The organism is Nocardiopsis sp. iso_237 (genome assembly GCF_056173345.1).
Genome location: NZ_CM149669.1, coordinates 5363700 through 5379530, shown reverse-complemented (window position 1 = coordinate 5379530; position 15831 = coordinate 5363700). Strand labels below are relative to the sequence as shown.

Genomic DNA, 15831 nt, shown 5'->3' with positions numbered 1-15831 from the left:
CCGACCCCGTCAGGAGAGTCCTCCCATGGAGAAGTTCGACGTCCACACCGGTCGGGCCGTCCCGCTGCGCTCCAGCAACGTCGACACCGACCAGATCATCCCCGCCGTCTACCTCAAGCGGGTCAGCCGCACGGGGTTCGAGGACGGCCTGTTCGCGGAGTGGCGCAAGTCCGACCCGGACTTCGTGCTCAACCGCCCCGAGTACGAGGGCGCGTCCGTCCTGGTGGCCGGGCCGGACTTCGGTACCGGCTCCTCCCGTGAGCACGCCGTGTGGGCGCTCCAGGACTACGGCTTCAGGACCGTGCTGTCCTCGCGCTTCGCGGACATCTTCCGGGGCAACTCGCTCAAGGGCGGCCTGCTGACCGTCCTGCTGCCGCAGGAGGTCATCGACCGGCTGTGGGCGGCCGTCGAGGCCGACCCCGCCACGGAGGTGACCGTGGACCTGGTGGCCCGCGAGGTGCGCGCTCCGGGAGCGGACGTGCGGGAGCCCTTCGAGCTCGACGACTACACCCGCTGGCGTCTGCTGGAGGGTCTGGACGACATCGCCCTGACGCTCCGTCACACGGACGAGATCGGTGCGTTCGAGACCACGAGGGAGCCCTGGAAGCCGGTCACGCTCTAGCTTCGGAACGCCTCTCCGACACGGGATCGGGGGTCGCTGTGACTCAGCGCACCCCCGGTCCCGAATAATTTTACCTTTACTTGACGTGAGCGCTCGCTTACGGTCTTTGTGTCCTTAAGCGCGGCGCGGCCGGAGCCCGGAATCCGGTTATACGTAGGCTTTTGAGGCCCACAGAAGGGGGCAAAAGGGGCTGGTTCACCACCCCCGTCCCTTGCTCCCCAACCGTCGCGGAGGGTGACCTCGCAGGTCGGAAGGGGCCCGACACGCCTTGCCCGTGGGCGTTTGTATTTGTGTAAGGGCCTCTGCTTCCCCTAATTTCGTGCGAGCAAGGGGGAACCGGAGGAACCTTATGAACAAGCGTGACCTGATCGACGCGATCTCCGACCGTCTCGGAGACAAGAAGACCGCGACCGAAGCGGTCAACGCTGTGCTTGAGACCATTCAGGCCACCGTGGCGTCGGGCGACAAGGTCGCCATCACGGGCTTCGGCGTTTTCGAGAAGTCCGAGCGTGCGGCTCGTACCGCCCGCAACCCCGCCACGGGTGCCACGATCAACGTCCCCGCGAGCTTCGTTCCGAAGTTCCGCGCTGGCGCTGACTTCAAGGCGCTCGTCAACGGCGACAAGAAGTAGCCTCACCGCCACCAGGCGGTCAGGACGCACCCGCCCGGGTTCCCATCAGGGGCCCGGGCGGAGTGCTGTCCGGGGTCGGCCCGGGACGCCGCCACCAGGAGGCGCCCCGTGCCCCGCGCCACCGGGGCATGGGCCTCAGGACCGGGCCCGCCCGCGCGTCCGGTCCGGTGGGACGGTCGGGAGGCGCTCCAGCAGCGCACGCGTCCGGGGCCCCACGCCCATCTCCGAGACGGCCGCCAGGTCCTCCGGGGTGTCCACGTCCCGCCGGACGGACCCCACACCGGGGATCAGCAGCTCCCGTGCCCCACCGGCCAGGTGGCGGGCGCGTGAGGCCCCCTCGAAGGCCGGGGCCAGCGGTCCACCGGGCGCCACGGCGAGCAGGGTGGTCCCCACGCGGGGCGTGTCGGCCAGGAACGACCGTCCGTGGGCCGAGGCGGCCGCCAGGACCAGCTCCAGCTCCTCCGGGCGCAGCGCGGGCAGGTCGGCCGAGAGGGCGCACACGCCGAACCCCGGGAGCCTCCCCGCCGCGACCCGGGCCCCGTGCTCCAGGGCGGGGTTCAGTCCGCCGCCCGGTTCACCGCCGACCACCGCCGCGCCCAGCTCCGTCAGTTCGGCGCGCGCACGGGAGTCCCCGGTGACGGCGAACACCGCCGCCGTCGCCTCGCACGCCAGGGCGGCGGCCACCGTGTCGCAGGCGATCGCGAGCGCCAGCTCCTCCCGCAGGTCCCCGGCGGCCCGGGCCAGTCGTGTCTTGGCCAGACCGAGGTGCTTCACTGGGACGATCAGGGACCAGCGCACTCCGAGGTGCGAGGCCCCGTCACGCTCTCCAAAGCCGGTCACGGTTCCCCCGGGACGTCGATACGGCCACGACAGTGACGAGGGTAGGCCTTCGGGGTACGGCGCGGCGCGGGCGCCCTGGGCGTGTCCGTCCGGGCCGGTGACGGCGTCACCCGGAACTTCGGTACACGTCCTAGACTGAGTCGGTTGAGCTTCCGTGGTCCGGACCGGGCCGGGAGCGAGAAGTGAGGAGTCCCCCGTGGCCAAGCAACGAGAATCGCGATGGGTCAAGTGGGTCGTGTCCCGCATCGTCCGGTTCGTCCTGTGGTTCGTGACCAAGCCCGAGTGGAAGGGCACCGAGAACGTGCCCGCCCAGGGCGGGGTGATCATCGCCGCCAACCACCTGTCGGTGACCGACCCCCTGACCGTCGCGCACTTCCTCTACATCGGTGCCCGCCGCTGGCCGACCTTCACCATGAAGGACGGGGTCATGAAGATCCCCGTGGTCCGCTCGGTGGCCAGGAGCACCGGCCAGATCCCGATCAGGCGCGGCAGCTCCGACGCGGTCAAGGCGCTGGGCGAGGCCGAGAAGGCGCTGGTCCAGGACGGCTCGTCGGTGATCTTCTACCCGGAGGGCACCTGCACCCGCGACCCCGAGCTGTGGCCGATGACCGCCAAGAACGGCGTGGCCCGGCTGGCCCTGACCACCGGTGTCCCGGTCGTCCCGGTCGCGCACTGGGGCGAGCAGAACATCCTCCCCTACGGCGAGAAGAAGCCGCGGCTGCTGCCCCCGCGCAAGCGGATCCAGTTCAGCGCCGGTCCGCCGGTGGACCTGTCCGAGTTCCGGGACCAGCCGCTCACCGCGACCGTCCTCGACGGGGCCACCAGGGCGATCATGGCCGACATCACCGCCCTCCAGGCCGGTATCCGCGGTGAGCAGCCGCCCGCCGAGCCCTTCGACTACCGGAAGGCCCGCCAGCAGGAGGCCGAGACCCGGCGCGCGGAGCGCGGGGAGGCCGCGGACGACACGGGGGGCGCCGGGGACGCGGGCGCCGACACTGACAACGGGAAGAACAGCACGGGGGCATGACCGACCAGATGAGCGCTGAGAACGTGAAGGTCGCGGTTCTGGGCAGCGGGTCCTGGGGGACCACGTTCGCCAACATCGTCGCGGACGCGGCGGACCTGGCGCGCAAGAACGGTGAGGGCCCCGTGGCCGAGGTGGTCCTGTGGGGTCGCCGGGCCGAGGTGGTCGCCGCGATCAACGAGTCCTCGGAGAACCCGGACTACTTCCCGGGGGTCACGCTCAACGGGGGACTGCGCGCCACCACCGACCCGGCCGAGGCGCTGACCGGCGCCCGGGTCGTGGTCCTGGCCGTCCCCTCGCAGACGCTGCGGGAGAACCTGGCCGCCTGGCGCGCGCACATCGCGGAGGACGCGGTGGTCGTCAGCCTCATGAAGGGCGTCGAGCTCGGCACCCTCATGCGGATGAGCCAGGTCGTCGGTGAGGTCCTGGGCCTGCCCCGGGAACGGATCGCCGTGGTGTCCGGCCCCAACCTGGCCCGGGAGATCATCGAGCACCAGCCCGCCACCGCCGTGGTGGCCTGCCCGCACGAGGAGACCGCCGTCCACCTCCAGGGGCTCTTCAAGTCCGCGTACTTCCGCCCCTACACCAGCACCGACCTGGTGGGCGTGGAGATCGGCGGCGCGATGAAGAACGTGATCGGCCTGGCGGTCGGCGTCGCGGAGGGCATGGGCTTCGGCGACAACACCAAGGCGTCGCTGATCACCCGGGGCCTGGCCGAGACCACCCGGCTCGCGGTCACCCTCGGCGCGGACGAGCACACCCTGTCCGGGCTGGCCGGGATGGGTGACCTCGTGGCGACATGCTCGTCCCCGCTGTCGCGGAACCGGACCTTCGGTGAGAAACTGGGCGCGGGCAAGACCCTCGAACAGGTCGTCGCGGAGACGAGGCAGACCGCCGAGGGGGTCAAGTCCTCCGAGTCGATCCTCGAACTCGGGTGGACCCACGGGGTCGACATGCCCATCACCGAGTCCGTCGTCAAGATGATGCACCACGACATGAGTCCGGCCCAGGCGCTGCTGGCGTTCATGTCACGCAGCACCAAGCCCGAGCGCTACGGGGTCTGAGAGCGAGCACGATGACACACACACCCGGTTCCGGGAGCGCGGGGGAGCACACGCGGGCGGTCCGGGCCCCGGCGGCCCCGGTGCCCTCCGAACGCCCCATGCGGATGCCCGTCCACCGCGCCACCACCTACGCGTTCGACACCTCGCAGGGGTTCGCGGACGTCCTGGCCGGTACGCGCGACGGCTACTCCTACGCCCGCATCGACAGCCCCACCGTGGACGCCTTCGCGGACGCGGTCGCGGCGCTGGAGGGCGCGGGGCTCCCGGACCGGGTGCGCGGCCAGGCCTTCGCCTCCGGCATGGCGGCCATCAGCACCGTGCTGCTCGCCCTCACCGAGGCTGGCGCGCACGTGGTGGCCTCCCGTTCGATCTACGGCAACACGTACTCGCTGCTGGACCGGCTGATGCGCCGGTTCGGCGTGCGCACGGACTTCGTGGACATCACCGACCTCGACGCCGTGGCCGCGGCGGTCACCCCCGAGACCCGGGTGGTGTTCACCGAGACGCTGTCCAACCCGGCGATGACCGTCTCCGACCTCCCCGGGCTGGCGCGGATCGCGCGTGCGGCGGGCGCCGCCCTGGTGGTGGACTCCACGTTCGCCTCCCCGGCGGTCTGCCGCCCGCTGGAGTTCGGCGCGGACGTCGTCGTGCACTCGGCCACCAAGTACCTGGGCGGGCACAGCGACACCACCGGCGGCGTGGCGGTGGCCGCGCCCGCCCTGATCGACCGCGTCCGCTCGGCCCGGATCGACCTCGGACCGTGTCTGGCCCCGGACGAGGCCTACCTGCTGCACCGGGGGCTGGAGACCCTGCCGCTGCGGGTCGAGCGCCAGTGCGCGACCGCCGCGGCCTTCGCACTGGCCCTGGAGGGGCACCCTCAGGTGGAGCGGGTCGACCACCCGTCGCTGCCCTCGCACCCCGGGCACGCGCTCGCGGGCAGGCTCTTCGACGAGGGCCGCCACGGTGCAGTGGTCACCGTGCACCCGCGCGGCGGCCGGGCCGAGGGCATGGCCTTCGCGGACCGCCTGGAGGTGGCCACCATCGCGGCCTCGCTCGGCGGCACCCACACGCTGGCCGGGCACGTGGCGTCGACCTCGCACCGGAACATGAGCGAGGCCGAGCTGACCGCCGCCGGCGTCTCCCCGGGCGCGGTCCGGTTCTCCATCGGCCTGGAGGACCCCCGGGACCTCATCGGGGACGCCCTCGCGGCGCTCGACGGGGGCAAGTGACACACGGGTGCTTTTCACCCGTACCGGATTCATCAGCAGGCGAGATAGGGTCAGGCAGCATGTCGTCCGAGCAGCGCAAGATTCGGGTCGCCGTCGTCTTCGGCGGTCGTAGTTCCGAGCACGAGATCTCCTGCGTCACGGCGGGCAGCGTCCTGTCCGTCATCGACCAGGACCGATACGAGGTCGTCCCGGTGGGGATCACGCCCACCGGCAACTGGGTCCTGACCTCGGGCGACCCCGAGAGCCTGCGCATCGACGCGGCGACCAAGGCCCTGCCGACCGTCTCGGAGGAGGGCGTCGAGATCGCGCTGCCCTTCGACGTGGCGGGCCAGCTCATGACCGTCAGCCCCGACGAGGGCACGCGGCGGCTGGCCGAGGTCGACGTGGTCCTGCCGCTGCTGCACGGTCCGTTCGGTGAGGACGGCACCATCCAGGGCCTCTTCGAGATGATGGGCGTGCGTTACGCGGGCGCCGGGGTCTTCTCCAGCGCCGCCGCCATGGACAAGGTCTTCATGAAGGCCCTGCTGGTCGGCAACTCCATCCCCACCAGCGACTACGTGGCGATCACCGAGCGCACCTGGCGGACCGAGCGCAAGAAGGTCCTGGACGACGTCGCGGAGCTGGGCCGGACGGTGTTCGTCAAGCCCGCCCGCGCCGGGAGCAGCGTCGGCATCAGCAAGGTGAAGGACTCCTCGGACACCGACGCCGTGGTCGCGGCCGTCGAGGCCGCCCGCGAGCACGACCCCAAGGTGCTGGTCGAGGCGCAGGTCATCGGCCGCGAGATCGAGTGCGGCGTGCTGGAGTCCGAGGACGGCGGCACCCCCGACGTCTCGTTCCCCGCCGAGGTGCACGTGGCCGAGGGCTTCGACTTCTACGACTTCGAGGCCAAGTACCTGTCCACGAGCGGCCTGACCATCCCCGCCGAGATCCCGGAGGAGGCCGTCGCCCGCCTGCGCGCGATGGCAGCCGACGTCTTCGAGGCCATGGGTTGCGAGGGCCTGGCCCGGGTGGACTTCTTCTACACCGAGGACGGCCGGATCCTCGTCAACGAGCTCAACACGATGCCCGGCTTCACGCCGTCGTCGGCCTTCCCGCAGATGTGGGGCGCCACCGGCCTGGACTACGCGGCGCTCGTCGAGCGCATGATCACCACGGCGCTGCGCCGTGACCCCGGTCTGCGCTGACCGCACGGGAACGAGGGGAGGGGGCGGGCGACCTGGGGTCGTCCGCCCCCTCGCGTGTCCGGGGGTGATTCAGGGGTGCCACGGAGGGCTGAGGCGGCTACTGGGGCCCCTGCGGCGCCTGGGGTGGGGCCGGGTCGGGGTCCGTGGGAGTTCGCGGGTCCTGGGGCGTCTCGGGCAGCAGCTCGCGCGCCAGGATGGTGCCGCCGGCGGTCGCCGCCGGGAACACCGCCACGGCGACGAACGGGATCGCCAGCAGGAAGTACGTGGGGACCGCGAACCCCAGCGCACGCCAGCGCCGGGTCCCCATGAAGCGGCGCCGGTCGCGGACGCGCAGTAGGCCGCGGCGGTCGAAGGCGCTGGCCGTGAGTTCGATGCACAGCAGCCAGCCGCCCATCACGGCGGTCAGGACCGGTCCGATCATCCAGCCGAGCAGGGGGACGAGCCCCAGCAGGAACGCGCAGACGGTCACCACGAGGGAGACCAGCACGATCCCCACGGACTGGCGGATCGAGCGGGCCAGCCCGGCGGCCAGGGACTCGTCCTGGGCCTCGGGCGCTCCGCCCAGCTCCTGCTCGACCAGCTCCGCGATCTTGTCGTAGACCGGCGCGCCCAGGGCCAGGGTGACGGTCGTGAACGCCACCACCATGACCAGGACCGCTCCGGCGAGCAGACCCACGGACAGGGCGCCGCGCACCAGCCCCTGCCAGGCGGTGTCCCACTCCCGGGCGAACGGCGTCGCCCACGCCACCAGGCCCTCCAGGTTCACCGCGAGCGCGATCAGCGCCGCCAGGAACAGCAGGGACGTGACGAGTGCGGGCAGCGCGCCCAACAGGAACAGGCGTGGTCGGCGCAGCACGATCGCCAGACCGCGCAGCAGAACACCGAAACCACCGAAGACCTCACGTACGGGATTCACGGGCGAACACTAGCGCCCGGGACGGACCGGTTCCACCCGTGGCCCGCCGCCGCCAGCCTCAACGGACGCCTACGGCGCGGTACCGCCCGCCCGTCGCCCCCCACCGCCCTCAATGGACGCCTACGGCGCGGTACCGCCCGCCCGTCGCCCCCCACCGCCCTCAATGGACGCCTACGGCGCGGTACCGCCCGCCCGTCGCCCGCCGCCACCCTCAATGGACGCCTACGGCGCGGTACCAGCCCGGCTGCTCCATCAGCTCCGCGTGTGTCCCGGACTGGATCACCCGGCCGTCGCGGACCACGATGACGCGGTCCACCCGGTCCAGCCCGGTGAGGTCGTGGGTGATGAGCAGGGTCGAGAACCCCTCGGCGGCGTCGAGCAGGTCGGCCACCACCGCGTCCCGGGTGTCCGGGTCCAGGTGCGCGGTCGGCTCGTCCAACACCAGCACGCGCGGCGCGGCCAGTACCGCGCGGGCCAGCGCCAGCCGCTGCCGCATCCCGCCGCTCAGCCCCATGCCGTGCGAACCCACCTGGGTGTCCAGACCCTTGGGCATCGCCTCGACCTCACCGGCCAGACGCACCGCGCCCAGCGCCGCCCACAGCTCGTCGTCCCCGGCCCCCGGGCGCGCCAGCCGCAGGTTCTCCCGCAGCGTGGACGCGAACACGTGCGGGTCCTGCGGCACCCCGGACACCACCCGGCGGACCTCGTCGGCCGGGTAGTCGGTGATGTCCACCCCGCCGATCTCCACGCGGCCGCCGTCCGGGTCCCGGAAGCGCAGCAGGACCGAGGCGAGCGTGCTCTTGCCCGCGCCGCTCGGACCGACCACCGCCACCGTCTGCCCGGCGGGGATCTCCAGGTCCACCCCGTCCAGCGCCCACGGTTCCTCGGGGCCGTACCGCACGCGCAGGTCGCGGATCCGCACGGTGGCGTCGGCGTCCGGGTCGATCTCCAGGCCCTCCCTCGCGGGCGGCGCGACCCCGGGCGGCGTGTCCAGGACACCGAACAGCCGCTCACCACTGGCGCGGATCGAGCCCAGCCGCGCCGCGACGGCGGGCAGCGGGGCGACGATCTCGAAGGCGGCCAGCGTGGTCAGCACCAGCACCGCCAGCGCGGTCGGGCCGATCGCCCCGTCCTCCACGGCGAGCACGCCCAGGAACAGCGCGCCCCACACGGTCAGCCCGGTGATGAGGGCGGTGGCCCCGGCGCTCAGCCCGAGGGTGGCCGCGTCCCGCCGGGCCACCCGCGTGAGCTCCGCGTCCGCCTCGTTCACCCGGGCCACCTGACGCTCCATGGCCCCGTAGGCGACCAGGTCCGGAGCGCCCTGGAGGGTGTCCACAAGGGCTGTGGAGAGTCGGCCCCGAGCCCGGGCCTCCCGCCGCCCGGGGCCGCGCCCCAACGCGGCGGCGGCCAGCGGCACCGCGAGCCCGGCCAACAGCAGACCCGCGGCGAGCAGCAGGCCCCCGGGGACGTACACCACGGTCAGGAACAGCACCGTCGCGCCACCGGTGACCACCGACACCAGCGGCGGGGTCAGGCCGCGCACCAGCAGGTCGAGAGTGGCCTCGGTGTCGTTGACCAGGCGCGACACCAGGTCGCCGGAGCGGAAGCGGCCGAACGGTTCGGTCCGGGCCAGCCGCTCGTACACCCGGACCCGCACCTCGGCCAGGGTCCGGAACGCGGCGTCGTGGGTGACCAGCCGCTCCAGGTAGCGGGTCACGCCCTTGCTCACCCCCAGCGCCCGGGTGGCGACCACGGCCACGCTCAGCGCGGTGATGGACGGATGGTCGGCGGCGGTCGCCAGCATCCACGCGGCCACGCCCAGCAGGGCCACACCCGACCCGGTGGCGGCGGCGCCGAGCAGCACGCCCAGCGCGAACCGCGCGCTCCTGGGCCGGGCCAGGCCGATCATCCGGCGCAGCGGGTCCCGGCGCCGTTCCCGCTCGTCGACCAGCGGGGCCGTCTCGGAGCTCATCGGCGGGCCTCCTGGGTGAGCAGTGGGAGTGCGGCGGTCCGGAGGCGCGCGCCGAGCTCGGACTCGGCCCATCCGGTGTCGTGGGCGACGATCACGGCGGTGCGCCCCTCCAGCAGGCGGGCCACGGCGGTGCGTACCGCCCGGGCGTTCTCGGGGTCCAGGTGTGCGGTGGGCTCGTCCAGCAGGACCAGCGGCGCGTCCCGGCACAGCGCCCGGGCCAGGGCGATCCGCTGCCGCTGCCCGGCGGACAGGCGCGCGCCCCGCTCACCCAGCAGGGTCCCGTACCCCTCGGGGAGCGCGGACACGAACGCGTCGGCCTCGGCCAGCCGGGCCGCCTCCCGCACCCGCTCCATGTCGGCGTCGGGCGCGCCCAGACGGATGTTGTCGGCGACGGAGACGTCGAACAGGTAGGGGTGCTGGGGGACCCAGGCGACGCCGAGCCGCCAGTCGTCGGCGGGCACGTCGTCCATCGGGGTCCACTCGCCCCCCGGCGCCCGCACGCTGATCCGCCCCTCGGTGGGTTCCCCGAGCCGGAGCAGGAGGGACAGCAGGGTGGTCTTGCCCGAACCGCTGGGGCCGGTGAGCAGCAGGTGTTCGCCGGAGCGGACGGTCAGGTCCAGCCCGGCCAGGGCGGGCACGTCGCGGCCCGGGTAGAGCAGGCCCACCCCCTCGAAGCGGATGTCGCCCGCGGCGGCGGGGGCGGCGACGCCGGTCGGAGCCGGGGCGGGCCGCTCCTCGCCGTCCCCGGCCGGAGCCCGCGTCCCGCGCCTGCGGTCCAGTTCGGTGAAGACCTGGTCGGCGGCGGCCACGCCCTCCATGCTCGCGTGGAAGCGGGCGCCCACCTCGCGCAGCGGCAGGTAGGCCTCGGGCGCGAGGATCAGGACCAGGAGGGCGGTCTGGTAGTCCATGTGCCCGCCCAGTAGGCGCAGCCCCACCTCGACGGCGACCAGCGCCACCGCCAGGGTCGCCAGGAGCTCCAGTGCGAAGGCCGACAGGAACGCGATCCGCAGCGTCCCCATGGTCGCGGCCCGGTGGTCCTCCCCGACCTTCCGGATGATCGCCGCCTGCGCCTTGGCGCGGCGGAACACCGCCAGGGTCGGCAGCCCCTCCACCACGTCGAGGAAGTGCCCGCCCAACCGGCTCAGCAGCCGCCACTGGCGTTCGGTGCGCTGCTGGGTGTGCATGCCGATCAAGGCCATGAAGATCGGGATGAGCGGCAGCGTCACCAGGATGACGATCCCGGAGATCCAGTCCGCCCAGAACACGACGGCCAGCACCGCGAACGGCACGATGCAGGCCAGGACGAGCTGGGGCAGGTAGCGGGAGAAGTACTCGTCGAGGGCGTCCAGGCCCCGGGTGGCCAGGGTGACGAGTTCCCCGGCCCGGGGCGACCCGTCCTCCCGGTCGCCGCCCTCGGCCAGCCACACCTTGCCCGAACCGGTGACGTGGGCGACCAGCTGGCGCCGCAGCTGCGACTTGGTGCGGGCGGCGCTGTGCAGCGCGGAGGCCTCCGCGAGGTAGGACAGCAGGGCGCGGACGACGGCGATGGCGGCCACCGAGGCGATCATCCAGCCCAGGGCGTCCAGTCCCTCCCCGGCCCAGGCCCCGGTGACGACCCGGGCGAGCAGCCAGGCCTGGGCGAGGATCAGGCCGGTGATCAGCACTCCGCTGACGACGGTGACGGCCAGGTGGGTCCGGACCGCGCCCGCGGTGCGCACCAGTCGTGGATCGAGCGGTTTCATCTGCGTGGAACCTCGTGGCGTCGGAGCCCGGCCGGGGCGGTGGGGCCGGTGGGGCGGATGTGTCGGGGACACGGGGCACGGTGCGGTCCGGTCCCAGTATCCAGGGAGGCCTCCGGCGGTGCCGTACCCTCCGCGTCCCGGGGCGACGCGGGAGGCGGAGGGTACGGGGACACGGACCGCGGCCGGTTCAGGCGGCCTGGTCCGGGCCGCCCCCGCCGGTGGTGGCGGGGGCGGACATGCTGACCTGTTCGCCGGTGACCCGCTTGCGGAACACCCAGTAGCTCCAGGACTGGTAGCCGATGACCAGCGGCAGGAACACCAGGGCCACCCACGACATCACGGTGAGCGTGTAGTCGGCGGAGGAGGCGTTCTCGACGGTGAGGCTGAACGCCGCGTCGGTGGTGGACGGGAGCACGTCGGGGAACAGCGACCCGAACAGCGCGGTCACGGCGGCGAGGATGGTCACCGCCGTGGCCACGAACGACCAACCCTCGCGCCGGTACCAGGCCGCGACCACACCGGCCACCAGGGCCAGGGCGGCGACCAGCACGAGCGGCAGCGTCCACGGCTTGCCGTGGGCGAACTGGGTCCACAGCAGGAACCCGGCTCCCGCGGGGACCGCCACGCAGGCGGCGATCAGCGTGGCCCGGCGGGCGCGGACCCGGACCGGACCGTCGGTCTTGAGGGTCAGGAAGACGGCGCCGTGCAGGGTGAACAGCGACAGGGTGGTCACCCCGCCGAGCAGGGCGTACGGGTTGAGCAGGTCGAGCAGGGACGCGGTCACGATGTGGTCGGAGTCCATCGCCACGCCCCGGACGATGTTGGCGAAGGCCACGCCCCACAGGAACGCGGGGACGGAGCTGCCGAAGAAGATCGCCCGGTCCCACCAGTCCTGCCAGCGGGGGTCGTCGCGCTTGCCCCGGTACTCGAAGGCCACGCCGCGCAGGATGAGCGCGATGAGGATGAGGAACAGCGGCACGTAGAACCCGCTGAACAGGGACGCGTACCAGGCGGGGAAGGCGGCGAACATGGCTCCGCCCGCCGTGAGCAGCCACACCTCGTTGGCGTCCCAGACCGGGCCGATGGAGTTGATGGTGACCCGGCGGTCCACGGAGTTGCGCTTGCCCATGAAGGGCAGCAGGGTGCCGACCCCGAAGTCGAATCCCTCCAGGACGAAGTACCCGATCCACAGGACGGCGATGGCGACGAACCAGATGACGGCCAGTTCCATGGTCGTTGGCTCCTAGTAGCTGAAGTGGGGGATCTGGGACTCGTCCTCGTCGTTCTCCAGATCCGGGACGAGGTGTGAGGGGCCCTTCTTGACGTACTTCCACAGCAGGCCCGCCTCGATGACGAACAGCAGCCCGTACACGGCGGTGAAGATGCCCAGGCTCATGGCGACCGTCCCGAGGCTGACCCCGGGGGAGACGCTGTTCGCGGTGAGCAGTTCGCCGTGGACGGTCCAGGGCTGGCGGCCCATCTCGGTGAGCACCCACCCGAAGATGTTGGCGAGCAGCGCGGCGGGCAGCGCGGCGATCGCGGCGTAGTAGAACCACCTCGTCCTCGGCAGCCGCTCCCGTCCCCGTGTGAGCCACAGCCCGAGCGCGGCCACGGCCACCCCGAACATCCCGAAGCCCATCATGAGGCGGAAGGCCCAGTACACGACGAACACGTTGGGGATGTAGTCGCCCGGGCCGTAGAACTCCTCGTAGGCCTCCTGGAGATTGTTCATCCCGTGCACCTCGCCGTCGAAGTGCCCGGTGGCCAGGAAGCTCAGGATGTTGGGGACGCCGACGTCGATCGGGTTGTACCGCGCCTCGGTGTCCCCGACCGCGAACGTGGAGAAGGGCGCGCCCTCCTCGGTCTCCCACAGGGCCTCGGCGGCGGCGAGCTTCATGGGTTCGTACTCGGCGGCGAGCTTGGCCTGGTGGTCGCCGGAGACGAACGTGAGCGCCCCGGCCAGGAGGGTGAAGACCAGGCCGACCTTCAGGGTGGAGCGGAAGAGCGCGAAGTCCCGCTTGGGCGGGGTGACGCCGACCTCGCCGGTGTCGCCGTGCCGGGTGTTGCGCCACAGCTTGAAGGCGCTGACCGCGACGACGAAGAGTCCGGCGGTGACGAAGGCGGCCGAGACGGTGTGCAGGTACGTGGACCAGGCCTGGTCGTTGCTGAGCACGGCCCAGATGTCGTTGAGCTCGGCGCGGCCGTTCTCCGGGTTGATCTCGTAGCCGACCGGGCGGCGCATCCAGGCGTTGGCGGCCAGGATGAAGTACGCCGACAGGTTCGTGCCGATCGCGACCATCCAGATACAGGCCAGGTGGAGTCCGCGCGGGAGCCGGTGCCAGCCGAAGATCCACAGTCCGATGAAGGTGGACTCCAGGAAGAAGGCGAGGAGGGCCTCCATCGCCAGGGGCGCCCCGAAGACGTCCCCGACGAAGCGCGAGTACTCGCTCCAGTTCATGCCGAACTGGAACTCCTGCACGATCCCGGTGACCACGCCCATGGCGAAGTTGATCAGGAACAGCTTGCCGAAGAACTGGGTGGCCTGGAGGTACTCGTGCCTTCCGGTGCGGTACCAGAAGGTCTGGAGCACGGCCACGATGAACGACAGCCCGATCGTCAGGGGGACGAAGAGGAAGTGGTAGATCGTGGTGACGCCGAACTGCCACCTCGCCAGGTCTAGTGCTTCCATGCCCGCCTCCCAGTTACCGACCGCCGGTAGTACTACGAACTGTAGTGCTACTGCTTGTCGTATGTGGGGGCACCCCCCTGAGAGACCGGACACGTCGGGATCGGCAGGCGGGCGGGCGCCCCCGGAACGCCCCTGGGTAACACGACGGCGCGCCCCCGTTTCGGGGGCGCGCCGTCGTACTGCCGTGTCTTTGCCCGCCCGGGCGTCCGGCCGGGTCGGGGGCTCGCTGAGCGGAGGCGGGGCTACCGGCGCAGCTCCAGCAGCCGCTCCATGTTGTCCACCTCGGACTGCTGGGCGTTGACCATGCCCTGGGCGAAGGTGGTGACCAGGTCCTCGTCACCGAGCTCCACCTCGGCCTCGGCCATGTCGATCCCGCCGAGGTGGTGGGCGATCATCAGCTCCAGGAAGAGGACCTCGGCCTCCTCGCCCTCGGCGTCGGTGAGCCGCACCATCTCCTCCTCGGTGGCCCAGCCCGGCATGGTCTCGGGCACCACGCCCTCACCGCCGCCGTGGTCGTGGGCGGCCATCCAGGTCATCGGGGGCTCGGAGGCGCGTGCGTTCAGCCCCCACGAGCTCAGCCACCCCTGCATCATCCCGATCTGCGCCTGCTGGGTCCGCGCCATGTCCGTGGCGATCGTGTGCAGCTCGACGTCGTCGGTCTTCTCCATGACGATCAGCGCCATGTCCACGGCCTGGGCGTGGTGCGTGCTCATGTCACGCAGGAAACCGGCGTCGGCGCTGGTGTCCAGCGGGTACGACGGACGGCCCAGAAGCAGCCCTCCGACCAGCGCGAGGGCGACCAACGTCACGGTCATCCAGAGCGGAACCGAGCGTCCCGGTGAGGGGGGAGCGGCGGTGTCCCCCTCGTCCTCCGAGTACGCGTCGGGCTCGGCCGTCCCGTCCTCGCGCGACTCCTCGTCGGCACGGTCGGCCTCGTCGGACGCCGCCCCGGTCACATGCCCCATCTGAACCACCCTGGTCAAATCGCACCACTCTGATGCCAAAGTAGAGGATAGGAAAGTCCCTTTCGACCACATCCAGCCCAGGAGAACCAGTGGCCAAGAAGACGAAGGCGGAGGAGCGTCGAGCTCGCGCCGCCGCCCTGCGGGAAGAGCAGCGCAAGAAGGAACGCCGCGCCAAGATCCTCAAGATCGCAGGGATCAGCGTAGCCTCCGCGGCGGTCCTGGGTCTCCTGGGAACCGCGGTCTTCATGGAGTTCCGCTCCCGCAACATCGCCGGTGTGCAGGAGTACGCCATCGACGAGTACAACCACGTGCCGGACGGGCAGCGCGTGGACTACGAACAGTCCCCGCCGGTCGGCGGCCAGCACTGGAACAGATGGCAGAACTGCGGCGTGTACACCGAGCCGCTGATGCCGGAGTTCGCCGTCCACGCCCTGGAGCACGGTGCGGTCTGGATCACCTACGAACCGGACATCGCGGAGGACCAGATCGAGGCGCTCCAGGGTTTCTACAACCCCGGCGACTACCTGGTCATCAGCCCCTACGAGGGTGACATGGACGCGCCGATCGTCGCCTCCAGCTGGGGCCGCCAGATCACCGCCGACAGCGCGGACGACGAGGACCTGGCCCGCTACATCCAGTACTACGAGCGCGGCCAGGACGTCCCCGAGCCCGGCGCCGCCTGCTCCGGCTCCATCTCGTTCACCGCCGCCGAGATCGAGGCGGAGATCGCCCAGGACGGCCCCGACGCCGAGTCCCTGGAGGGCGCGGACAGCGACGAGTCCGGTTCCGACGCCGACAACGAGGACACCGACGCCGAGGGCACCGACGAGCCCAGCGCGGCCCCCGAAGAGGGCACGGAGTAGGACCGAACCCGAACACACCCCCCCCAGGACACGAACGTGGGGCCGAAGGCGATCCTCCGCCTCCGGCCCCACACGTGTGTCAGGGGGTGA

The 15831-nt window shown here is 71.9% G+C and carries 14 protein-coding genes; 7 read left to right on the top strand and 7 right to left on the bottom strand.

The window, feature by feature from the left end; all coding sequences use genetic code 11:
• Positions 1-25 precede the first annotated feature (25 nt).
• Together leuD and AC0VYM_RS24250 are read left to right on the top strand one after the other, a co-directional pair.
• Positions 26-622 (top strand): 3-isopropylmalate dehydratase small subunit, encoded by a 597-nt coding sequence (gene leuD / locus AC0VYM_RS24255; RefSeq protein WP_475455889.1) that lies wholly within the window; start codon positions 26-28, stop codon positions 620-622.
• 349 nt (positions 623-971) lie between these two features.
• Complete coding sequence (locus AC0VYM_RS24250; protein ID WP_014910144.1) at positions 972-1253, top strand: HU family DNA-binding protein; 282 nt, start codon at positions 972-974, stop codon at positions 1251-1253.
• A gap of 135 nt (positions 1254-1388) precedes the next feature.
• Here AC0VYM_RS24250 and cofC read toward each other — a convergent pair whose 3' ends face one another.
• Entirely contained in the window at positions 1389-2051 is a 663-nt protein-coding gene (cofC, locus tag AC0VYM_RS24245; RefSeq protein ID WP_475463199.1) for a 2-phospho-L-lactate guanylyltransferase, read from the bottom strand.
• A 238-nt stretch (positions 2052-2289) separates the two neighbouring features.
• Here cofC and AC0VYM_RS24240 point away from each other — a divergent pair, with 238 nt between their 5' ends.
• Genes AC0VYM_RS24240 through AC0VYM_RS24225 form a run of 4 tightly spaced genes read left to right on the top strand, consistent with a single transcriptional unit; the run spans position 2290 to position 6594 of the window.
• Complete coding sequence (locus tag AC0VYM_RS24240) at positions 2290-3120, top strand: lysophospholipid acyltransferase family protein (RefSeq protein WP_475455887.1); 831 nt, start codon at positions 2290-2292, stop codon at positions 3118-3120.
• Entirely contained in the window at positions 3117-4181 is a 1065-nt protein-coding gene (locus AC0VYM_RS24235; RefSeq protein ID WP_475455885.1) for an NAD(P)H-dependent glycerol-3-phosphate dehydrogenase, read from the top strand. Before AC0VYM_RS24240 ends, AC0VYM_RS24235 begins: the two co-directional genes overlap by 4 nt.
• 11 nt (positions 4182-4192) lie before the next feature.
• Positions 4193-5410 carry a trans-sulfuration enzyme family protein gene (locus AC0VYM_RS24230; protein WP_475455883.1) on the top strand — a complete coding sequence of 406 codons (1218 nt, stop codon included), beginning with the start codon at positions 4193-4195 and terminating at the stop codon, positions 5408-5410.
• Between the two features lie 59 nt (positions 5411-5469).
• Entirely contained in the window at positions 5470-6594 is a 1125-nt protein-coding gene (locus AC0VYM_RS24225) for a D-alanine--D-alanine ligase family protein (protein ID WP_475455881.1), read from the top strand.
• A 97-nt stretch (positions 6595-6691) separates the two neighbouring features.
• On the opposite strand, the gene AC0VYM_RS24220 is transcribed toward AC0VYM_RS24225, so the two are convergent.
• The 6 genes from AC0VYM_RS24220 to AC0VYM_RS24195 form a co-directional block, all read right to left on the bottom strand.
• Positions 6692-7510: an EI24 domain-containing protein gene (locus AC0VYM_RS24220; RefSeq protein WP_475455879.1), complete on the bottom strand. Its 819-nt coding sequence runs from the start codon at positions 7508-7510 to the stop codon at positions 6692-6694.
• 211 nt (positions 7511-7721) lie between these two features.
• Positions 7722-9482 (bottom strand): thiol reductant ABC exporter subunit CydC, encoded by a 1761-nt coding sequence (gene cydC / locus AC0VYM_RS24215; protein WP_475455877.1) that lies wholly within the window; start codon positions 9480-9482, stop codon positions 7722-7724.
• Positions 9479-11224, bottom strand: a complete 1746-nt coding sequence (gene cydD, locus AC0VYM_RS24210) for a thiol reductant ABC exporter subunit CydD (protein WP_475455875.1) — start codon at positions 11222-11224, stop codon at positions 9479-9481. The genes cydC and cydD overlap by 4 nt, the downstream gene beginning before the upstream one ends.
• Before the next feature lie 187 nt (positions 11225-11411).
• Entirely contained in the window at positions 11412-12455 is a 1044-nt protein-coding gene (gene cydB / locus AC0VYM_RS24205; protein ID WP_475455873.1) for a cytochrome d ubiquinol oxidase subunit II, read from the bottom strand.
• Between the two features lie 12 nt (positions 12456-12467).
• Entirely contained in the window at positions 12468-13913 is a 1446-nt protein-coding gene (locus AC0VYM_RS24200; RefSeq protein WP_475455872.1) for a cytochrome ubiquinol oxidase subunit I, read from the bottom strand.
• A 242-nt stretch (positions 13914-14155) separates the two neighbouring features.
• On the bottom strand, positions 14156-14878 hold the full coding sequence (locus AC0VYM_RS24195; protein WP_475455870.1) for a DUF305 domain-containing protein: 723 nt from the start codon (positions 14876-14878) through the stop codon (positions 14156-14158).
• A gap of 89 nt (positions 14879-14967) precedes the next feature.
• On the opposite strand from AC0VYM_RS24195, the gene AC0VYM_RS24190 reads away from it, so the two are divergent.
• Positions 14968-15741, top strand: a complete 774-nt coding sequence (locus AC0VYM_RS24190; protein ID WP_475455868.1) for a DUF3105 domain-containing protein — start codon at positions 14968-14970, stop codon at positions 15739-15741.
• Positions 15742-15831: the final 90 nt, after the last annotated feature.

Bases quoted from the DNA above. Each gene is read 5' to 3' on its own strand.
- leuD (WP_475455889.1), top strand. From the start codon at position 26: ATGGAGAAGTTCGACGTCCACACCGGTCGGGCCGTCCCGCTGCGCTCC.
- AC0VYM_RS24250 (WP_014910144.1), top strand. From the start codon at position 972: ATGAACAAGCGTGACCTGATCGACGCGATCTCCGACCGTCTCGGAGAC.
- AC0VYM_RS24235 (WP_475455885.1), top strand. From the start codon at position 3,117: ATGACCGACCAGATGAGCGCTGAGAACGTGAAGGTCGCGGTTCTGGGC.
- AC0VYM_RS24230 (WP_475455883.1), top strand. From the start codon at position 4,193: ATGACACACACACCCGGTTCCGGGAGCGCGGGGGAGCACACGCGGGCG.
- AC0VYM_RS24225 (WP_475455881.1), top strand. From the start codon at position 5,470: ATGTCGTCCGAGCAGCGCAAGATTCGGGTCGCCGTCGTCTTCGGCGGT.
- cydC (WP_475455877.1), bottom strand. From the start codon at position 9,482: ATGAGCTCCGAGACGGCCCCGCTGGTCGACGAGCGGGAACGGCGCCGG.
- cydD (WP_475455875.1), bottom strand. From the start codon at position 11,224: ATGAAACCGCTCGATCCACGACTGGTGCGCACCGCGGGCGCGGTCCGG.
- cydB (WP_475455873.1), bottom strand. From the start codon at position 12,455: ATGGAACTGGCCGTCATCTGGTTCGTCGCCATCGCCGTCCTGTGGATC.
- AC0VYM_RS24200 (WP_475455872.1), bottom strand. From the start codon at position 13,913: ATGGAAGCACTAGACCTGGCGAGGTGGCAGTTCGGCGTCACCACGATC.
- AC0VYM_RS24195 (WP_475455870.1), bottom strand. From the start codon at position 14,878: ATGGGGCATGTGACCGGGGCGGCGTCCGACGAGGCCGACCGTGCCGAC.